Origin of the sequence: Mediterranea massiliensis (assembly GCF_900128475.1) — a bacterium.
GTDB classification, from domain to species: domain Bacteria; phylum Bacteroidota; class Bacteroidia; order Bacteroidales; family Bacteroidaceae; genus Bacteroides; species Bacteroides massiliensis_E.
In genome coordinates, this window is record NZ_LT635839.1 from 678,755 (window position 1) to 700,486 (window position 21,732).

Genomic DNA, 21,732 nt, shown 5'->3' on the forward strand with positions numbered 1-21,732 from the left:
TGGAGAATTGACAATTGAAAATGGCAGAACAACAAACCCCTGTCCCTTATGAGGTGGACCGCATAAGGGACGACTTTCCCATCCTCAGCCGCACCGTGTACGGCAAACCCCTCGTATATCTGGACAACGGAGCCACGACACAGAAGCCCCGCGCGGTCGTAGAAGCCATCACGGAAGAGTACTACAGCGTCAACGCAAACGTGCACCGTGGCGTCCATTTCCTGTCCCAAAGGGCCACGGAACTGCACGAAGCAAGCCGCGAAACCGTACGCCGCTTCATCAACGCCCGCTCGACAAACGAGATTGTCTTCACCCGCGGAACCACCGAAAGCATCAACCTCCTGGCCTACAGCTACGGAGAAGCCTGCCTCAAGGCCGGCGACGAGGTCCTGCTTTCCACCATGGAACACCACAGCAACATCGTCCCTTGGCAGCTTTTGCAGGCGAGGAAGGGCATCGTGCTCAAGGTGATTCCCATGAACGACCGCGGCGAACTGCTCCTCGATGCCTACCGCGAGCTCTTCACCGAGCGTACCCGACTGGTCTGCGTGGCGCACGTAAGCAACGTGCTGGGCACCGTCAATCCCGTCAAAGAGATGATTCGCACGGCGCACAGCCACGGCGTACCCGTCCTGGTGGACGGCGCTCAGAGCATCCCACACATGCCTGTTGACGTGCAAGACCTCGATGCAGACTTCTATGTCTTCTCGGGTCATAAGGTCTACGGGCCGACCGGAGTGGGCGTTCTCTACGGCAAAGAGGACTGGCTGGACAGGCTTCCGCCCTACCAAGGCGGCGGGGAGATGATACAGCACGTCAGCTTCGAGCGAACGACCTTCAACGAATTGCCCTTCAAATTCGAGGCCGGAACGCCCGACTACATCGGCACAACCGCCCTGGCGCGTGCCCTGGACTACGTCACCGCCCTGGGGATGGACCGCATTGCCGCCCACGAACACGACCTCACCACCTACGCCATGGAGCGCCTGAGGCAGGTGCCCGGCATGCGCATCTTCGGAGAAGCGGCCGAGAAAGGCAGCGTCATCTCCTTCCTCGTGGGCGACATTCATCACTTCGACCTGGGAACATTGCTCGACCGCCTGGGGATTGCGGTGCGCACCGGCCACCACTGTGCCCAGCCTCTGATGCAACGGTTGGGCATCGAAGGCACCGTCCGAGCCTCCTTCGGCCTGTACAACACGCGGCAGGAAGTCGATGCGTTGGTGGCCGGAGTAGAGAGGGTGAGCCGCATGTTCTGACTTTTTTCCGAAAAAAAACGGGGCCGGATGCAACTTTCCGGCCCTTTTTTTCGACTGATACATACAGATAACTTTTAAAACAAATGCACTATGTTACTGACAACCACATCCATGATTGACGGCGGAAAGATAACCCGCTATTACGGCATCGTATCGGGAGAGACGATAATAGGTGCCAATGTGTTCCGTGATTTCTTTGCCGGAATACGCGACATCGTAGGCGGACGCAGCAGTTCCTACGAGGAAGTGCTGCGCGAAGCCAAGGAGACTGCCCTGCGGGAGATGGAGGAACAGGCCCGTGCCCTGGGCGCAAACGCCGTCATCGGCGTGGACCTTGACTACGAAACCGTAGGCGGAAGCGGCTCCATGCTCATGGTTACGGCCGCCGGAACGGCGGTCACCGTCGAGTAGTTTTTCTTTCCATAGGAAAACATCCAGTATCTTTGTTTTATTCGGGCTGAATTGTTATATTTAGCCCGAACTATTTTATATAACCTCAAAGCAAAAATATTATGGATACATTGCTTTTCTGGCTTGTTCCGGCCTCTTCCGTGCTGGCACTGGCCTTTGCCTGGTACTTTCACCGGCAGATGATGCGTCAGAGTGAGGGCACTCCTCAGATGCAGAAGATAGCCGCGGCCGTGCGCCGGGGCGCCATGTCCTACCTGCGGCAGCAGTACAAGGTTGTGGGTTGGGTCTTCCTCGGGCTGGTCATCCTCTTCTCCGTCATGGCCTACGGCTTCGGCCTACAGAATCCTTGGGTGCCCGTAGCCTTCCTTACGGGCGGTTTCTTCTCCGGCCTTTCGGGCTTTCTCGGCATGAAGACCGCCACACAAGCCTCGGCGCGTACGGCCAATGCCGCACGGCAATCGCTGAACGGAGGCTTGCGCATCGCCTTCCGCAGCGGGGCGGTGATGGGGCTGGTCGTAGTGGGGCTGGGCCTGCTCGACATCTCTTTCTGGTATCTGTTGCTCGATGCGGTGGTTCCCGCCGATGCTTTGATACCCACTCACAAGCTCTGCATCATCACAACCACCATGCTTACGTTCGGCATGGGTGCCAGTACGCAGGCACTTTTCGCCCGTGTGGGCGGCGGCATCTATACGAAAGCGGCCGACGTGGGCGCCGATCTTGTGGGCAAAGTCGAGGCGGGCATCCCCGAAGACGACCCGCGTAACCCCGCCACCATCGCCGACAATGTGGGCGACAACGTGGGCGACGTGGCCGGAATGGGTGCCGACCTGTACGAAAGCTACTGCGGCTCCATCCTCGCTACGGCCGCCTTGGGCGCCGCAGCCTTTATACACAGCGGCGACACGCTGATGCAGTACAAGGCCGTCATCGCGCCGATGCTCATCGCCGCCGTAGGCATTCTGCTCTCCGTCCTCGGCATCTTTGCCGTGCGAACCCGTGAGAATGCCACCATGAAAGACCTGCTCGGAGCGCTGTCTTTCGGCACCAACCTCAGCTCTGTGCTCATCGTTTTGGCCACCTTTCTTATTATGTGGATGCTGCAGTTGGACAACTGGATGTGGATTTCGTGCTCCGTCGTGGTGGGTCTGCTCGTGGGCATCGTCATCGGAAGGTCCACGGAATACTACACTTCCCAATCCTATAAGCCCACCCGCCGCCTGAGCGAAAGCGGGCAAACGGGGCCTGCAACGGTCATCATCTCCGGCATCGGGCTGGGCATGCTCTCTACCGCCGTGCCCGTTGTCGCCGTGGTGGTAGGCATCATAGCCTCCTATCTGTTTGCCTCGGGCTTCGATTTTGCCAACGTGGGCCTCGGCCTCTACGGCATCGGCATCGCCGCCGTGGGCATGCTCTCCACGCTGGGCATCACGCTTGCCACGGATGCTTACGGTCCGATAGCCGACAACGCCGGGGGCAATGCCGAGATGTCAGGCCTGGGAAGTGACGTGCGCCGCCGCACAGATGCCCTCGATTCGCTGGGCAACACCACGGCCGCCACGGGCAAAGGCTTTGCCATCGGCTCGGCGGCGCTCACGGGTTTGGCCCTCTTGGCGTCGTACGTTGAGGAAATCCGCATCGGACTGACCCGTCTGGGCACTACGGAAATCCTCGTAGGAGACCGTGCCGTGCCGCTGCAGGACGCTACCTTCTTCGACTTCATGCACCACTACGATGTCACCTTAATGAACCCCAAAGTGCTGTCAGGTATGTTCATAGGCTCCATGATGGCCTTCCTTTTCTGCGGCTTGACGATGAACGCCGTGGGCCGTGCCGCCGCGAAGATGGTGGACGAAGTGCGCCGTCAGTTCCGCGAAATCAAGGGCATCCTCACGGGAGAGGCCGAACCGGACTATGCACGGTGCGTGGCCATCTCGACCAAAGGCGCGCAGCGGGAGATGGTCGTCCCGTCGCTCATCGCCATCATTGCGCCCATCGTGACGGGGCTTGTCTTCGGCGTTCCCGGTGTTTTGGGCCTGCTTATCGGGGGCCTGAGCAGTGGGTTTGTGCTGGCTATCTTTATGGCAAACGCCGGTGGAGCCTGGGACAATGCCAAGAAATACGTGGAGGAGGGTAACTTCGGCGGCAAGGGAAGCGACGTCCACAAGGCGACGGTGGTGGGCGATACGGTGGGCGACCCGTTCAAAGACACGTCGGGCCCCAGCCTGAACATCCTCATCAAGCTGATGTCGATGGTGGCCATTGTGATGGCCGGGCTGACGGTGGCGTGGAGTGTGTTCTGAGTAGGAGTGGACAACGTAATTTTGTTTCAGTAGACAAGTTGGCGAGGTGAGGTAGTCTTCTGTGTATCACCTTGTGAGTTTGTTCTTTATGTTTATTAAGGAAGAAATGGTTTCAAGATTCTGGTTAAATTATTGTTTTGCCTTATTAGTTCTGGTTGGAATGTCGTTTGCCAGTAGGGCACAAGCGGATGTTACGGGGTTGAATATTGATTCGATATTGAATGTGTTGGATTACGAGATGAGCCAGTGTGATGCATATACGCAAAAGAAGGAAGAAAAACTGGTTTCATTGAAGAGCCTGTTGCATCAGTCGGCTGATGACCAACACACTTTTGCTTTATGTAACGAGCTGTTTGAAGAATACAAACATTATCAATACGATTCGGCTTACGTGTACGCTGTGCGTTCTTTGTGGATGGCAGAGAAGTTGCAGCAGCCGGAGTCGATAGCGTTGGCCAAGAGCAGCCTGATGTTTTGTTATACGGCAGTAGGGTTTTACAAAGAGGCCGACGAGATGAATAGAAGTTTTTCGGTGGAAGGCTTGAGTCCCCAAATGTTGGAGCATTATTACGCGCAATGCCTATATTTATATCAGAATATGCGTGATTTTTCGGTAGATAACGACAGCCTTTGGCAACATTACGAGTCTTTGCGTGAACAGGCTCGTGATCAAGTGCTGGCAAGTGCCGCTATGAACGCTGACGTATACCGGAGGACTTACACGAAAGACATGCTTTCGGTGGAGTTCCTTCCGCCGGCTTCTATTATTGAGAGGCGGAAACAGTTGCTGGGTAAGTATTCGTTGTCGCTACACGATCAGGCAGTGCAATGTTTCATGATAGGTGAAATGTGCGACAAGTTGGGGCGGAGAGCCGAAGCCACCTATTACATGGCGCTTTCTGCCATTAATGACATTCGCTCTAATACGCGTGAGACTTCCGCCGGCAAGACGCTTGCCTCTTATATGTACGAGGCAGGCGACATTGACCGTGCGACACGCTATGTGCATAGGGCACAGAGTGATGCCAACTTCTATAACACGCGTATTCGTAAAATGGAAATCAACTCCATATTGCCGCTGATAGAAAGCCGCCGTTACGAACAGATGAGCCGCCAGCGGAATTTCCTATTTGCCTTCGGCGCTTTTGTTTTGCTTACTTTGCTGTTGTTAGCCGTTTTGTATGTCATTTTGAAGAAAAAGAATCGTAGCTTGTGCGAGGCAAGGAATGAAGTCGAGCGGAAGGCCTGTGAACGTGATGCGGTCAATCGGCAGTTGTCTGTCATCAATATGCAGCTGCAAGAGGCTAATGAGATAAAAGACAGTTATATCGTTCAGTCGTTGTATGGTGATTCATCCTTTGTGAATGATGTAGAGGAGAAGTGTAAGCAGTTGAAACGTAAACTGAAAGCCAAACAGTATGATGATTTGCTGTCTATCATTAACGGAATCAATATCAGGCAGGAGCGTGAGCGTATGTCTTCATCGTTTGATGCCGCCTTCTTGAAACTGTTTCCTACTTTCTTGGAGGAATATAACAAACTCTTTCCAGAGGAATATCAGGCTTGTCTGACCGATAGTGGCATGTTGCCCACCGAAGTACGTATCTTTGCCTTAATGCGGTTGGGTATTGCCGACACGGCATTGGTGGCCAAATACCTGAATATTTCACAAAATACGATTTATGTCTACAAAGCTAAGGTAAAAGCTAAATCGCTCGTTTCAAAAGATGAATTTGACAATCATATTTTGCGTATTTGTAAACCTCGGGAATCTTAATTTTATGTTGATTTAATATTTTGTATTTAGCTGATTTATAGTGGCGCAATGTAAGAAGTAGTATTAAAATGACCTAAATTAGTTGCTCTTGGAAGACATCTTATCTACCTTTGCATGTAAACAAATGAACCACATTGTTTAACTTTAAAATGTAAAGCTATGAGAAGAAAATTCCGTAAACTGGGTTTTTTATTATGCTTGTTGTTTGTGCTTGGAGGACTGGCTCAAACTGCGTGGGCGCAGCAATTAAGCGTAAAGGGAGTAGTGACAGACGCAGCTACTCAAGAAACACTTCCTGGAGTAAACATCCAAGTTAAATCTACAACAAAAGGTTGCATTACTGATTTAGACGGGCAGTTTGTGCTCGAGGGAGTAGGCAAAAATGATGTGCTGATAGTGTCCTACATTGGTTACAAAACTGTTGAAGTGCCGGTGAATGGGCGTACAGAGCTGAAAATTGCCTTGGGTGAAGACACTGAGATGTTGGCCGAAGTGGTGGTTATTGGCTAAGGTACGATGGATAAGAAAGAACTGACTTCAGCCATTTCGCACGTTTCTCAAAAAGATTTTCTTGCCGTGAGCAGTATTGACCCTACCATGATGATTCAAGGCAAAGTGCCCGGAGTGTCTATTACCAATACCGGTGCGGGCGACCCCAACAACCAAGCCAGTATTCAGATACGTGGCGTTTCGTCGCGTGCGGCAGGTTTGGGCCCGTTGATTGTAATTGACGGTGTGCCTGGAGGTAATCTTACAAATCTTAATCCAAATGACATTGCCAGTTTCGATATATTGAAAGACGGCGCGGCTTCGGCTATTTATGGAACACGGGGTTCCAACGGTGTTATCCTGATTACGACTAAGAAAGGTAGCAAGGACGGCAGCATACATACATCTTATACCGGCACATTCTCGTTCGATGTGATGAAGAAAGAACTGGATATGCTTACTGCACAAGAATACCGCGACTTGCGTTCTGATTCATCGGTAGGTTATGATTTAGGGGGTAACGATGATTGGCTGGATGCCGTAAGCCAGACAGGATTTAGCATGCAGCATACGCTGACTTTAAGTGGCGGAAACGACCGTACCTCCTATCGTGTAAGTGCAGATTATCGCGATGCACGCGGTATCGACCTTCGTTCAGGGCGTGAAGAATATGGTGCACGTGCTTCTTTAAACCATACAACGGCTGATGGCTTGTTTACGTTTACTGTTAACATCGCTCCACGTATCGCTTATCGTGACCAAGCAGCGTGGGATGTGTTCCGCAACGCTATTGAGGCCAATCCTACCACGCCAATTCGTGACCCTCAAGATCCTTCAAAATATTATAACTTCCAAGGGCAGACGGCAGGATACAATCCTGTGGAACTGATGGCTTTGGAAGAAGACAAAGGAGAAACCAAGTTGCTTGACTGGGATGCTACGGCCCGTTTGAACCTGTTGCCTTTGTTGCTGAAAGACAAGACCGGCAATCATTCGCTGAACACACAAATCACATTTGCCGATCACCAATATGACAACTTTAACGGCTGGTTCCGTCCTTCTACCAGTACGTTGTGTATAAATGCTGGACGTGACGGAGAGGCTTCTCGCTCGTATAGCAAGGAACGCCAACACGTATTGGAGTGGATAACTAACTACCAGACATCTTTCGGTGGCCACAACCTGAAGGCTATGGCCGGTTATTCTTACCAGTATTCGCAATATTCCGGGTTGAATGCTTCAAACAAGGATTTTTCCAACGATGGTTTGGGATTCAACAATATTGGCTCGGGTGAATATGCTAAAGATGAAGGCGAAGTGGGAATGGGCTCTTATAAGAATGATTCAAAACTCATAGCATTCTTTGGCCGTATCAGTTACGATTACAAGGGCAAGTATCTGATGACAGCCTCACTGCGTCATGAAGGCTCTTCAAAGTTTGGAGCTAACAACAAGTGGGGTAACTTCCCGGCCATTTCACTCGGATGGCGTATTTCGGAAGAATCGTTTATGAAGGGTATTGACTGGATTAATGATTTGAAGCTGCGCGGTGACTTCGGTATAACAGGAAACCAAGAATTCGACAGCTATAAGTCACTGAGTACAATGTCGTCTTTTGGTTATTACTATTACAATGGTCGCTATTTCCAGGTATGGGGTCCGTCAAAGAACGTAAATCCTGATTTGAAATGGGAAAAAGGAAAGAACTGGAACATAGGTATTGATTTTGCCCTCTTCAAGAACCGAGTGTACGGTTCTATCAATTACTTCAACCGTCGTCAGCAAGACTTGTTGGGTGATTACAAAGTGTCGGTTCCGCCCTACTTGTTTGACACAACGTTTGTCAATGTAGGTACAATGAAGAATACTGGTCTGGAAATAGATATTACTTGGGATGCTGTGAAGACCAAAGACTTTGATTATTCAGTGTCAGTAGTCGGTTCGACCATGGGTAATGAGTTTGTTGATTTCAGTAACTCGGAATATGTGGGACAAGATTTCTACGACGTAGTGGGTACTGAGGATCCCTATCCTTTCCATTACTTGCAGCGCATTGAGAAAGGGAAGCGTTTAGGAAACTTTTATATGTTCAAATATGCCGGTATCGATGAACAGGGCAACTGGATTGTGTATGACAAGGACGGAGATATGATTAAAGCCGACCAGGCTACGGATGAAGACCGCCAGATTGTAGGCAACGGACTTCCTAAGTTTACTGGCTCTATGACTCATAATTTCCGTTATAAGAATTTCGACCTCTCCATTTTCTTCCGTGGCGCTTTTGGATATGATATCTTTAACATCCATGATTTTTACTATGGCACCAAGAGCTTCATTGGTAACGTGCTGAAGAAAGCTTATGAGAAGAATGCACAGATTACTGCCAACCCGGTAGTAAGTGATTATTTCTTGGAGCGCGGCGATTACGTGAAGCTGGATATGTTGACTTTGGGCTATACCTTCAATCCTCAATGGAAATACCTGAAGAAATTACGTGTTTATGGTACCGGGAAGAACCTGTTGACTTTCACTAAATTTAGTGGTGTAGATCCTTCTACCTATCAGGTAAACGGACTGAATCCGGGGGGTACCGGTTCGCGCAGTTACTATCCGTCGAGCCGCCAGTTTATTGTAGGTGTGCAGATTGATTTCTAAGATTCCTTAAAATTAATAAGAATATGAAAGTCTTAAAAAAGATATATATAGCCGCAACGGCATTAGCTACCGTGTTTGCAACCGGTTGCACCAATTTGGATGAAACCCTTTACGACCAAGTGGGTTCCCAGAACTATTACAATACCCAGATGGATGTGGTACGTGCTACATTCCGTCCTTTTGAACATGCTTTCTGGAGCATACAGTCTCGACATGTTTTGAACGAACTCTCGGCCGATCAGTTGATAACACCGACGCGTGACGGTTGGTGGGATGACGGAGGGCGCTGGCGCCGTTTGCATTACCATACGTGGACGATTGAAGACGGCGATGCACAGACTGAATGGAACGGATGTTTCCAAGGTATCATGCAGGCCAACTATGTGATTGAAGACCTCAGTTCGTTATCGCCCGAGAAATTTGGTTTTACGGATGACGAGTTCAACAACCTCAAGGCACAGTGCCGAGCATTACGAGCTTGGTTTTACCTGAGATTATTGGATGCTTTCCGCAACGTCCCGTTGGCAGTAAGCTTCAATGATGTATCGTTGAACTCTGAAGGGCAAGTAGAGCCGAAAGTCATTTTTGAATTCATTGAGACGGAGCTGAAAGAATGCTTGAATTTGCTGACCACGAAAGAGACGTTGGGAGGTAATCAAGGTATTCAGGGACAATGGACCAAAGCAGCGGCTGCCTCTTTGTTGGTACGGCTTTACCTCAATGCAGAGACCTATATCGACGAAAACCGCTATGCCGATTGTGCCACTTACGCTCAGGAAATCTTGGACGGCAAGTATGGCAAGTACGAATTGGCTGCCACTTGGGATGCTCCGTTCGATTGGAATAACGAGACATGCGACGAAGTCATCTTTGGATTCCCTGCATCACAGGGCTACTCTTATTGGCACTATCAAGGCGATACCTATTGGTGGACTGTGCCGGCGCGCATCCGTTTCTACTTCAACGACTCCAAGGCAAAGGCGGGTGATCATAACTGTAAGTATGCTGCTTCACCCAGCTATGACTTGAGTGGCAATTTGTATGAGTACACGTTGGGTATGCCTATCCAGAAGTTCCGCAAATATCCTGAAGATGAACGTTTGAAATTGTATAGGAACTTGGGCAATAATACTCGTGAAGGAATGTTCCTTTACGGCAAACTGCCCTACACGGATGAAAACGGTGAACTGAAGTATGTACCTTCTCCTAATTCAGATTATGATTTGTGTATCCGCGATGCCGTTGGAAAGTTCCACGGACTTCCCGAAGGACAGTATCCAGACGACAAGACCAGTAACCTCACAACGGGCGATCACAATTCAGGATGGCACTTCTGTAAGTATCCTTTCTATAGTGACGAAGATGACCAGCAGATGGAATCTGACTTTACTGAAATCCGCCTGGCTGAGATTGTCTACTCATTGGCTGAATGCAAATTCCGCCAAGGTGATGTAGAGGGAGCGGCCAAGTTATTGAACAGTGTGCGCAAGCGCAACTATCCGGCGGAAAGCTGGACACGTAACCTTTATGCACCCGAAGGACAAGCCCAACTTACTGAGAGCGAATTGCTGGATGAGTGGGGACGCGAGTTCTTTGCTGAAGGACGCCGCCGCATTGATCTTATCCGTTTCGGACAGTTCAACAGTGGATGTTGGTGGGATAAGGAGGCTGATTCCGATAATCATACCGAGATTTTTGCCATTACGCGCGACGTGCTGAATGCTAATCATAATTTGAAGCAAAATCCTGGATACGACAAATAAATTTTATAACTAAAAAAGACTTATTCTTATGAAACAGCTATATCATTTTGTACAAGCAGCCGTGTTGCTGCTGACCATAGCCTTGGCTGGTTGCGAAGGAGAAAAAGACTTGATTGTCATCGAAGGAAATCTGCCGATTAAAACCGAAACGTTTTACATGGTAGGCGATGCCACTCCAGCAGGGTGGGATATCAGCAACCCTACGGCTTTGACACCGACGGAAGCTGATCCGTTGATTTTCGTGTATGAAGGGCATCTGAACACCGGCGAGTTGAAATGCTGCTTGGTGACGGGCAGTTGGGATGCACCGTTCGTACATCCTATTACGCAAGGACGTGAGATAAACCAGAGCGGCATCAATGCCGAAGTATTCTTGATGTACGCCGGAGGCGAAGATTTGAAGTGGAAGGTTACCGCTGCGGGAACCTACAATCTGACCTTCGACCTGCGCAACTGGACCATCTCGGCATCTTATTTGGGCGAATAATTACTAAAACGATTTGTATGGTATATGAACTTCGTTTTTAGACTATTCTTATTGGGAAGTTTGCTTCTGGCAAACTTCCTCCCCGTCCACTCCCGCGACAGCAAGTTTACCCGCAAGGGCAGCGGTCCGATGTATTGGATGGCCTACGAGTATTGCTACGACAACAACCGGCCTCTGCCCGAAGACCGTTACAAGAAAAACATCGATTGGATGGACACGCATCTGAAAGCGTATGGCTACGATATGATATGCACTGACGGGTGGATAGAACAGGCGCAAACGATAGATGCCAACGGATACATCACCAAGTACAACAGTGATTGGCAGCATGACTTCAGCTATTGGAGTGATTACATCCGTGGCAAAGGGATGAAGTTCGGCGTCTACTACAACCCGATGTGGCTGACACGTGCCGCGTGGGAGCAAGACTGTCCGGTGGCAGGCGCGGAAACCACCGCCCGCCAAATCGTGGGGAAGAACAGTTTCAACGCCGATTTGTATTGGGTGGATACCGCCCGTCCCGGAGCCGAGCAGTGGATAAAGGGATATGTGCGTCATTTCATCGACTTAGGGGCCACTTACCTGCGCATCGACTTCCTGGAGAATTACGAGCGGAACTACGGTTCGGACAAATACGTGCAAGCCTTGAAATGGATTAAGGAGGAAGCAGGCGATGAGATTTTCATCAGCCTGGTGATGCCCAACTGTTTCAGTCACGGCAAGAACGAAATACCGTATGGCGACATGATACGCATCAGTGACGATTGCTTCAAAGGCGGATGGGACTTTGTGAGTGGACGCCGGAGGGGCGAACGTCAGGAAAACTGGCCGCAATACGGCAATGCGTTCGATGGCTTCATCGGATTCTCTGACATAGCGGCCCCCGGCCGGTTGATTATGGACGGAGATTTTATGCGCATGAACACTATGGCCGATGTGGACGAACGCCGTTTCCTGTTCTCGTTGATGGTTGTCACAGGGTCTGCGCTGGCCGTTTCAGACCAGTTTGACACGGCGACGGAGGAGTGCTTGGAGGTCTATCGGAACAAGGAGCTGATAGAACTGAACAAGGCTGGCTTCTGTGCCCAACCGTTGTCCCGGGATGTCAAGAGCAAAGACAGTTCCCGCTGGATTGGGAAATTGCCTTGCGGCGATTGGATTGTCGCTTTTTTCAACCGTGAAGATGCAGCGGACGAATACCGCATCGATTTCGGGAAAGAACTGGGCATCGAAACGGGAAAAGCGGGAAATGTGCGCGACCTCTGGACACATCAGGACTTGGGCGCTATGGAAGGCTCCTATGCTGTGACGTTAGAGCCTCACAGTTGCCAAGTAATACGTATAACAAAGTAATTAGGGATGAAATTGGCAACAGTTTTCAATATGGGTATTTTGATGATAGTCCTGGCATTCCTTTTAGGAGGATGCCAGGATTCTGGAAGCGGTTCTTTGCAGGAGCCGCAGGAGCCTGAAACGGACATTCACGTCTACAAAGCCCCGTTGTACTGGAGTGTGTACGAATATTGCTGGAACCAGAGCAAGAACGGAGTGGCCAATGAGGATATGGACATCAGCCCGGACGAATGGGACAACATCATCGACTGGGTGGCACGCGACCTGAAGCCTTACGGATACGACATGATATGCACCGACGGATTCATTCCGATGATAGCCGACGATGAATCGGGATATATGACCCGTTATGGAAGCATGCCGCTGGAGGAGCTCATTGCCAGATGCAGGGCAAAGGGTCTGAAAGTGGGCGTCTACGACAACCCCTTGTGGCTGCACGGACCCGACGACACCCCGATACCGGGCACGGACGTGACCTTTGGCGATCTAAAATACAAGTCGGGCGATAAGATAGATAATTCCGGGCATGACGACACTTGGTTCAGCTGGGTGGTAGCTTCACATAAGGGCGCCAAGGAATACATTGACGGATTCTTCAAGCATTTTTCGGAAATGGGGGTGGATTACATCCGCATTGATTTCCTGAGCTGGTATGAAAACGGGCAAGACCGTTCAATGGGCGTCGTGGGGCGTGGCTACGGACGCGAGACCTATCGGCTGGCCTTGCAGTACATCTGCGAATCGGCACAAAAGTACGGCGTGTTTACTTCATTGGTCATGCCTCACCTGTTCGACCATGCCGACCTGGAGAAACGCTACGGCAACATGGTGCGCATCGTGGCCGATACGGGCGATGGAGGGTGGGGACATTTCTCTGCCAACGAACGGGGGAAGATTTACGGCTCCTGGCCCGCAAGCATGAACATGTTCGACGGATTTCTCCACTTCTCCGATGTGAGCGGACGGAACGGCGTGATTCTGGACGGTGACTTTATCCGCCTGAGCACCTTCGGCACGGACGAGGAGAAACAGTCGGTCATCTCGTTGCAACTGATGGCCGGAGGCCCCGTGACCGTGGCCGACCAGTATCACACGATAGGCGACAACCTCCGCTTCTACCAGAACAGCGAACTGCTGGCCTTGAACGCCGACCGCTTTGTCGGGAAGCCGCTTGCCGCCGACCGCTGGGACAGCCGAAGCCAGATATGGTACGGGCAACTCTCTGACGGCGATTGGGTGTTGGGGCTCTTCAACCGCGAAGACAGCAGGCAGAAACGTTCTGTGGAGTTTGCCGAGCTGGGCATCGAAGGCAGCATGGACGTGCGCGACTTATGGACACACACCGACGAAGGCGAAGCCTCGCGACTGGAAGTGGAGCTGCCTCCGCATGGTTGCAAAATAGTAAAACTGAGTAAGAAATAACGTATCTTGAGTAATCATTTTAAACCAAACAACATGAGACTTTTTTTCAAAACCATCTGCCTGGCCTTGTCAGCCTCTTTCATGGGCTTACTGGCACAGGCACAAGAAAGCACAGTACAGTCGGTCACGTCGCCCGACGGAAACCTGACCCTCCGTTTCGAACTGGGCGAAGGAGGAGCGCCCCGCTATTCGTTGCAATATAAAGGCAAGGATGTGGTCAAACCCAGCGGGATGGGCTTCCGGCTGAAGGACGGCACGGCCCTGGTAGATTATTTCAGGCTGGTGAAAGCATCCCAAAGCGAGAAAGACGAGACGTGGAAACCCGTGTGGGGCGAAGAGAACGAAATACGCGACCATCACAAAGAGCTGCTGGTGGAACTGGAGCAAACCTCTTCCAAGCGGCTGATGAACATCCGTTTCCGTGTATTCGACCACGCCTTGGGCTTCCGTTACGAGTTTCCGCAACAGCGTAACCTGAGCTATTTTGTCATCACCGACGAATGTACGCAGTTTGCTATGACAGGCGACCACATTGCTTGGTGGATTCCAGGTGATTACGACACGCAGGAGTATGACTACACACGTAGTCGCCTGAGCGAGATACGTGGCCTAATGACAGGTTCTATCACCGGCAACCTGTCGCAAACCAGCTTCTCGCCCACCGGCGTACAGACGGCCCTGATGCTGAAGAGCGACGACGGCCTGTACATCAACCTGCACGAAGCCGCTCTGGTGGACTATCCGTGCATGCACCTCGACCTGGACGACAAGAACTTTGTCTTTACCTCCTGGCTTACGCCCTACCCCAACGGCGACAAGGCTTACATGCAATCGGCCTGCCGCACGCCTTGGCGTACGGTCATTGTCAGCGACGACGCCCGCGACATCCTCGCTTCGCGCGTCACGCTGAACCTGAACGAGCCCTGCAAGCTGGAAGATACATCCTGGATAAAGCCCTGCAAGTACATGGGCGTCTGGTGGGAAATGATTACCGGCAAGAGCGAGTGGAGCTACACTTACGATGCGCCCAACATCCACTTGGGCCAGACAGACTATGCCAAACTGAAACCCCACGGACGCCATGGCGCCACAACCGGAAACGTGAAGCGGTACATTGATTTCGCGTCAAAACACGGCTTCGACGCCCTGTTGGTGGAAGGATGGAACATCGGTTGGGAAGACTGGTTCGGCAACGCCAAGGACGAAGTGTTCGACTTCGTGACGCCGTATCCCGATTTCGACCTGCCGGGCATCCGCGACTATGCCAGGCAGAAAGGCATCAAGATGATTATGCACCACGAGACCTCGTCTTCCATCCGCAACTACGAGCGCCGCATGGACGAGGCCTACCGCTTTATGAAAGAAAACGGCTACGACGCCGTGAAGAGCGGCTATGTGGGCAACATCATTCCTCCCGGACAGAACCACTACAACCAATGGCACGTGAACCACTACCTGTATGCCGTGAAGAAAGCGGCCGAATACAAGATTATGGTCAACGCCCACGAAGCCGTGCGCCCCACCGGCTTGTGCCGCACTTATCCCAACCTTATCGGCAACGAGTCGGCGCGCGGTTCCGAGTATCAGGCTTTCGGAGGCAGCAAGCCCGGCCACACGGCCATCCTGCCCTTCACACGACTGATAGGCGGCCCCATGGACTACACCCCCGGCCTGTTTGAAAACGACATAAAGAAGTACAACCCCAACAACTCTTCGTGGGTAAACACAACGTTGTGCAACCAGCTCTCGCTGTACGTCAGCATGTCGAGCCCGTTGCAGATGGCAGCCGACCTACCCGAAACCTACGAACGGTTTATGGATGCCTTCCAATTCATTAAAGACGTGGAAGTGGATTGGGATCAAAGCTGGTATCTGGAGGCTGAACCGATGGAGTATGTCACCGTGGCACGCAAGGCCAAAGGAAAAGATTTGTGGTTTGTGGGCGGTACCAACGGTGAACAACCCCGTATTTCGGTCATTAACCTCAATTTCTTGCCGGCAGGCAAGTATGTGGCGATCATCTATCAGGACGGTAAAGATGCTCATTATAAAGAGAATCCTCAAAACTATGTCATCAGTACTAAGAAAGTGTCTCCTAAGACGAAACTGAAGATTTGGACGGCGGCAGGTGGTGGATATGCCATCAGTATACGGCCTCAATAATCTTCCTACTATAGGAGGAAGCAATCGTTTGTGTTCTTGCTCTTTTTCTCTTGTTCGTGCAAGTGGGGTAGATGGTTAGTAATGTGGATTGTACGATTGCTTATTTTGAATTTGTTAAATATTCCCCCCGGATGGTTTGTGAAGCATCTCTTTTTGTTTAAATATGGCAAGAAATGCTTTTCGAACCGTCCGTTTTTTGTTGTTTATGGAAATGTATAGACAATTGAATTCCATTTGACGGATACTTGCATGGCTTAGGAAAGTCGTAACCAAGGAGTAAACTGATACCATGCTGTGAACTAACTGTTATCATGCTGCGAGTTAACTCTTGCCAAGTTGGCTGTAAACTACTGTGGATTGTCTCTGTTTTTATTCGTATTTTTGTGTGTTTCCTGTTTTTAGTCATAATGGCTGAAGCGAAATATTGCCCCTGCCTATAATGTTTTCGTTTGATACTTGTTAGTATTCTCCGAGATAATCGACTAAGAGTAGCCTTTAGCTCTATTTAGTGGTGTGAAGAGTTGTGGCGGCGCATTACCTTTTGCGGTGTAAAGTATTGGATGTTTAGATGCAAATTATTCCTTTCCCCCGATGAAAATATACTATGTTTTCCTATCGGTGGATGTTGTGGGGTGCTTTTAAAGTGAACAGAACAACGTTACGAGGAATGGTACACTGAAGTCCACCGTGAACCCGTGGAAGATGGACACTACGACAAACTCTTGTCCCGAAGTGCGGGTGATGATGGGAAGCGTGGTGTCCATTGTGGTGGCACCTCCGGCCGAAATGGGTGCCAGACGCCCGAACCAGCGTACCAACAGTGGTGCTGCCAGTAGGGTAATGATTTCGCGGCTGATGTTGGCCAGCAGGGCTATGGTGCCCAGTTCGGCTCCGCGGTATTCAGTGATGAAGATGCTCGACAGTGAGTAGTAGCCGAAGCCGGAACCTATGGCCAGGCAGTCGGTGAGGCTGCGGTGGGTCAGCAGCAGGCTTATAACGGCTGTGCCCGCCAGTGTGCCCACAATGGTCATGACGGGGAGGAAGATAAGTCGCGGGTTGAGCGTGCGGAAGTTTTTCAGTGTTTGGGGATCGTTGCCGACGCTGATGCCCACGCTGGTCATCAGTGCGCAGAGGGCGTAGAAGCTGATGTGGCTGCCCGGTTGTGCAGGCAGGATATGGAATAAGCTGCTGATGATTCCCAGAACGAAAAAGATGACAATGACAAGGCTGCCTTTCAGGGCTTGCAGGTTGCCGCTACCCTTTGTCGCATCGGAAGAAGTCTGCTCTTGTGCTTTTTTGTGTCTGTTGAGCATGTGCCACAACAGTTTGGCCGCTGTTACACTGCCCAGTGTGCCGCCTATTGTCAGCAGGATGGCTTCCAGCCCGATGGTGTGCAGGCCTTGTATGATATCTTTGTTGCCTCCTACCTCTACGCCCAGCAGGAAGAGCAATAGCCAGATGAGGATGGTGATGAAACGCTGGATGCCCTTTAAACGGTGTCTGCGTAGCAGAAAACCGGCAACCATTCCCGTCAGCATGAGTCCTATGACTGTGAACATCTTTTATTATTCTTTTGAAAAACGGGGCAAAGATAACAATATTTTGTCAGCTTCCTCTTATCTTTGCGTCGTGTAAAAAGATTATAAGACCATGTTACTTCCCTATCTGAATGCCGATCTGACGGAGGCAGGTTGCGATGAAGCCGGTCGCGGTTGCCTGGCTGGAGCTGTCTATGCCGCTGCTGTCATCCTGCCAAAGGATTTTCGTAACGACCTGCTCAACGACTCCAAACAATTGACCGGGCATCAGCGCTACGCCTTGCGCGAGGTTATCGAACGTGAAGCCGTAGCATGGGCTGTCGGTGTCGTTTCGCCGCAGGAAATTGATGAAATCAATATCTTAAACGCTTCGTTCTTGGCCATGCATCGTGCCATCGACCAGCTCATTGTTCGTCCGCAGCACTTGCTCATCGACGGCAACCGTTTCCGTAAGTACCCAGATATTCCCCATACCACGGTAGTGAAAGGCGATGGCAAGTATCTTTCTATTGCCGCGGCGTCCATCTTGGCCAAAACCTACCGCGACGACTACATGAACCGCCTGCACGAAGAGTTTCCCTGCTACGGATGGAACCGCAATAAGGGCTATCCCACGAAAGAGCATCGTGCCGCTATTGCTGAGCATGGCACGACGTCCTATCATCGTTTGTCGTTCAACTTGCTGGGTGACGGCCAGCTCTCCCTGGACTTCGGTTGAGATATCAGAACCACTTGATTCGCCTGAACCACACGAATGTCCCTGCCGAGATGGCTGCTGACAGTAGTACGATGAACAGGAAAGCATGGGGGAACGAATCCAGATGGATGTCTACGTTCATGCCGTAGAAACTGGCGATTACAGTGGGTATCATCAGTGTGATGCTGAGGCTCGTCATGCGTTTCATGATGTCGTTCACGTTGTTCGAGATGATGGAAGCAAAAGCATCCATTGTGCCAGTGAGGATGTCGCTGTAGATGTTCACCGTGTTGTAGGCCTGGCGCAGTTCGATGACGGCGTCGTCCAGCAGTTCCATGTCCAGCATGCCGGTGTTCTGGAAGATGTTCTTCAGCCGGCCTATCAGCACCTCGTTGCCGCGGATGGAGGTGTCGAAGTAGACCAGTGTCTTCTGGAGCTTCATCAGTCGCAGCAGGTCTTCGTTGCGGATGCTCTTCTCCAGTTCCTTTTCGGCGTTGGCCACCTCGTTGTTGATCTGCTTCAGGTACTTCAGGAACCAGACGGCCGAGGAGTAGATGAGGCGCAGGATGAGGTCCAGCTTGTTGTTCACGGCGATGCCCTTGCGGCGCGTGTGCTGGACGAAGTCGGGCAGCAGCTCCGTGCGGTAATAGCAGACGGAAACAATGATGTCGTTGTTGGTAATGATGCCGATGGGCACCGTGATGAAGGGAATCTGCGGATTACTGCTCTGCATGGGGATGCGGAGGATGGTGAGCAGCCAGTTGCCTTCGGTTTCGGTACGCGGCCGTTCGTCGGCGTCGGCAATGTCTTCGAGGAAAGATTCGGGAACATTCAGCTCGCGGGTGAGGAACTGGAAATCGTCGTGGTCGGGGCATTCTACGTTTACCCAGCAATTGGGCGCCCACAAAGGTTTCTCAACGAAACCGTTTTCGCTGTAGAGATACTTTCTCATCGGTTAAGGCCTCCTTTCTTAGGTTGCGTACGGAGGCTGGCGATGCAGAAGGTCTCCGTTCGCGGTTAGGGATTCATACTGTTGTTACACGTTCGAGGGTTTGAATCGTCCATATCTGTTGTTCTCAATTTTATTTTTGCGGCGTAAAGATAGAAAATCGGAGGCATTTGCGGTGCCTCCGATTCTGTTTTTTAGGTTTTGTTTCAATTTTACGGTGCTGCTGTCGGTTTCATTGTTAGTCCCCGAAACGCCGTATCAGGAAGTCGGCCAGGTTGTGGGTACCCACTTCCTCGGTAGAGATGCTGCCGTCTTTCTCCACCACAACGTAATGCGGAATGCCGTTGAACTGGAAGAGCTGGCGCATGTACTTGTATTCCGTGTCCGTCAGGCGGTAGCAGGCTTCGCCTTTCAGGTGCTTCTCCACATAGTCCGTATAGGATTTCTCGGGCGATTCGGTTTCGCTGGTGATGTAGACAAACTGGAATTCGGGATGGTTGCGGTATTGCTTGCGCAGGTCGGCTGTGGCTTGTATGCCTCCCCGGCAGGGACCGCAGGTGGTGGCCCAGAAGTCGACAAACAATACCTTGCCCGCATGAGGAGCGATGATGCGGCGGAAGATGTCGGTCGCTTTTCCCTCGGGCAGCTGATAGGATGCAGGTCGGTTTTCGGGACACAGCTCGTCCAGCAGGTTGCGGGCCGTGGCTCGCAGGTAGGGATGGGTAAGGGTCTTCTCCACCCGGCTGAGGAAGACTTCGGCATCCTGTCGCCGCTTTAATACATTGGACAGCGTAGAACGCAGGTTACGTACACAGGCTACCTGCCAGAGCAAGGGCGAGGGCGTGGCGCACAGGCTGTTGATAATGCTGTCTTTTTTCTCATAAAATCTCAGTTGGAGCCGTAGCATCTTTTCGTCGCTGGGCAGAGCCTGGAAAGCTTCATCGTTCTGCATGTTTTTCTGATCCTGATAGGCTGCTGAAAGGGGACTCATGAATTCAAAGCGGTTGATGAAGATTCCAATAGACAAATCTGCCAATGCCGACGGTTCATCCAAAGGTATCTCTTTTAGGAAATGGTAGTATGAAGCGTCGGGCTGTACCTTCAGTGCCTGGTTGGTGCTGTCTTGCTGTGCATAAAAACTGCGCATCATTTGGAAATCGAGGAAATACCTTCCTTTTTGGAGGTTCATGTGGTTGCGTATCAGCGACGCGGCTTTTTGCGAAGGGGCATAGAGGCGGCAGAGCGAGTCGGCCTGCTGTTGCCATTGGGCCACAACGGGTTTCATTTCTTCCTGGAATTGGGCAGGCGTCAGTGTCTTTTGCGCCTTGTCCTGTTTGGCGTATGGATATTCAAAATACTTGCTCAGCGTAGTGGCGAGATAAGACAGGTCGGCTCTTCTTCCCATATGGGCTGTATGAGGGAGCAGATAGCTGTTGTCGCGTGCCCGGCTGCGTGCCATGAGGTCTTCCCAGCTCAGGTAGAGGGTGACGGTGTCGCCCGGCTCGGCATAGTAGGGTATCCAGTTGTTGTTGAGTAGCAAGTTGTGGCAGATGGGATGTTGCAGGACGAATTTACACTGAAAACTACCATCAGGCTTGATGGGAACAACCACGGGATATTCCTGACTGATGATATTGTCTTCCAGATACAGGATGCCGCTGTCGAAGCCCAGCCGCGGGTCGTAACCGTCCAGATAGCCTTGCAGGCAGACGCTGTCGCTGCGGAAGAAGTCGTCGCCATAGCCGTTGTCGGCTTCCACGGCAGGTGTGTCGGGGCGGGTGCGGACGTAGCGTTGCGCTTCGCCGCCGTCAAGGGCGATGAGGCAGGAACCGTCCTTGCGGGGTGTCAGCTGCAGCGTTACGGAAGAGCCGTCGGCGCGGCTTTGTGCAGCCAGTATCAGCCGTTTGCCTTTCTTGCGACATTCCTTCAGGTCGTACAGACGGTTGTTTGCGATGACGAGTGAGTCGTAGATGCCATACGCCCATCGGCCTTGTGTGTCGTCGGCAAACCAGTTGCCTTCCACCGACTTCAAGGGCTGCTTATCCTTGGGAGCGGGGACGAGCGAGATGTCATAAGTATTACCTTCCGTATCATTCGGAGCGATGAGGTGGATGGTCTGTACATCCGACGGGAGCGGCTCGAACAGTAGTACGAAATCCATTTCACCCGAGTCGGGCATGTAGGTTTCCTTTTTCAGCTCGATGCCTTCGGCGCCCGTTTGTGCATAGTGTTTACCGGTGGCGGCATCTTCCAGATAGCTGTCGCCGTTCTCCATAATCCACCAATGCGGGCGGAAGATGGCGTGGATATAGACTTTGGTACACTCGGGCGTCCGTTCGATGCGGGTGATGTTGTGGACGCTGCCGTTGCGGGCCTTGAATGTGGGGTTCTCGATGGTTTGTGCCGTCAGCAGGAGTCCCGACAAAAGAAACAAAAGACTGCAAAAGATTTTTTTCATTGGGTTCA

The 21,732-nt window shown here is 51.5% G+C and carries 13 protein-coding genes and 2 pseudogenes; 11 read left to right on the top strand and 4 right to left on the bottom strand.

Translation table 11 applies throughout. The features are described 5' to 3' along the window. Positions 1-20 precede the first annotated feature (20 nt). From BQ7483_RS16350 to BQ7483_RS16395, 10 genes and pseudogenes are all read left to right on the top strand, one after another. Positions 21-1,259 (top strand): aminotransferase class V-fold PLP-dependent enzyme, encoded by a 1,239-nt coding sequence (locus BQ7483_RS16350; protein WP_072546616.1) that lies wholly within the window; start codon positions 21-23, stop codon positions 1,257-1,259. Between the two features lie 90 nt (positions 1,260-1,349). After that, positions 1,350-1,670, top strand: a complete 321-nt coding sequence (locus BQ7483_RS16355; RefSeq protein WP_072546617.1) for a heavy metal-binding domain-containing protein — start codon at positions 1,350-1,352, stop codon at positions 1,668-1,670. Positions 1,671-1,771: 101 nt separating this feature from the next. Further along, a complete protein-coding gene (locus BQ7483_RS16360) occupies positions 1,772-3,973 on the top strand; it encodes a sodium-translocating pyrophosphatase (protein ID WP_072546618.1) in 2,202 nt (733 codons plus the stop codon). Positions 3,974-4,061: 88 nt separating this feature from the next. Next, positions 4,062-5,750: a DUF6377 domain-containing protein gene (locus tag BQ7483_RS16365; protein WP_162274263.1), complete on the top strand. Its 1,689-nt coding sequence runs from the start codon at positions 4,062-4,064 to the stop codon at positions 5,748-5,750. Between the two features lie 159 nt (positions 5,751-5,909). Then, positions 5,910-8,894 (top strand): annotated as a pseudogene (locus BQ7483_RS16370) (SusC/RagA family TonB-linked outer membrane protein). Positions 8,895-8,917: 23 nt separating this feature from the next. Then, positions 8,918-10,657: a RagB/SusD family nutrient uptake outer membrane protein gene (locus BQ7483_RS16375; protein WP_072546620.1), complete on the top strand. Its 1,740-nt coding sequence runs from the start codon at positions 8,918-8,920 to the stop codon at positions 10,655-10,657. Positions 10,658-10,685: 28 nt separating this feature from the next. Beyond that, positions 10,686-11,144: a SusF/SusE family carbohydrate-binding protein gene (locus tag BQ7483_RS16380; RefSeq protein ID WP_072546621.1), complete on the top strand. Its 459-nt coding sequence runs from the start codon at positions 10,686-10,688 to the stop codon at positions 11,142-11,144. A gap of 24 nt (positions 11,145-11,168) precedes the next feature. Then, positions 11,169-12,497 carry an alpha-galactosidase gene (locus BQ7483_RS16385; protein ID WP_022019551.1) on the top strand — a complete coding sequence of 443 codons (1,329 nt, stop codon included), beginning with the start codon at positions 11,169-11,171 and terminating at the stop codon, positions 12,495-12,497. Between the two features lie 6 nt (positions 12,498-12,503). Continuing rightward, on the top strand, positions 12,504-13,919 hold the full coding sequence (locus BQ7483_RS16390) for an alpha-galactosidase (protein WP_072546622.1): 1,416 nt from the start codon (positions 12,504-12,506) through the stop codon (positions 13,917-13,919). An 81-nt stretch (positions 13,920-14,000) separates the two neighbouring features. Beyond that, entirely contained in the window at positions 14,001-16,082 is a 2,082-nt protein-coding gene (locus BQ7483_RS16395) for a glycoside hydrolase family 97 protein (RefSeq protein ID WP_072546781.1), read from the top strand. A 638-nt stretch (positions 16,083-16,720) separates the two neighbouring features. Here BQ7483_RS16395 and BQ7483_RS16400 read toward each other — a convergent pair. Together BQ7483_RS16400 and BQ7483_RS18095 are read right to left on the bottom strand one after the other, a co-directional pair. After that, a complete protein-coding gene (locus BQ7483_RS16400; RefSeq protein WP_072546782.1) occupies positions 16,721-17,320 on the bottom strand; it encodes a LysO family transporter in 600 nt (199 codons plus the stop codon). A 75-nt stretch (positions 17,321-17,395) separates the two neighbouring features. Beyond that, positions 17,396-17,641, bottom strand: a pseudogene (locus BQ7483_RS18095) (LysO family transporter); the annotation flags it as partial. 91 nt (positions 17,642-17,732) lie between these two features. Here BQ7483_RS18095 and BQ7483_RS16410 point away from each other — a divergent pair. Beyond that, positions 17,733-18,338 carry a ribonuclease HII gene (locus tag BQ7483_RS16410; RefSeq protein WP_072546623.1) on the top strand — a complete coding sequence of 202 codons (606 nt, stop codon included), beginning with the start codon at positions 17,733-17,735 and terminating at the stop codon, positions 18,336-18,338. 4 nt (positions 18,339-18,342) lie between these two features. On the opposite strand, the gene BQ7483_RS16415 is transcribed toward BQ7483_RS16410, so the two are convergent. Both BQ7483_RS16415 and BQ7483_RS16420 read right to left on the bottom strand, forming a co-directional pair. Continuing rightward, positions 18,343-19,269, bottom strand: coding sequence for a magnesium transporter CorA family protein (locus BQ7483_RS16415; protein WP_072546624.1), 927 nt, complete (start codon positions 19,267-19,269; stop codon positions 18,343-18,345). Between the two features lie 235 nt (positions 19,270-19,504). Then, positions 19,505-21,724, bottom strand: a complete 2,220-nt coding sequence (locus BQ7483_RS16420) for a TlpA family protein disulfide reductase (protein ID WP_072546625.1) — start codon at positions 21,722-21,724, stop codon at positions 19,505-19,507. Positions 21,725-21,732: the final 8 nt, after the last annotated feature.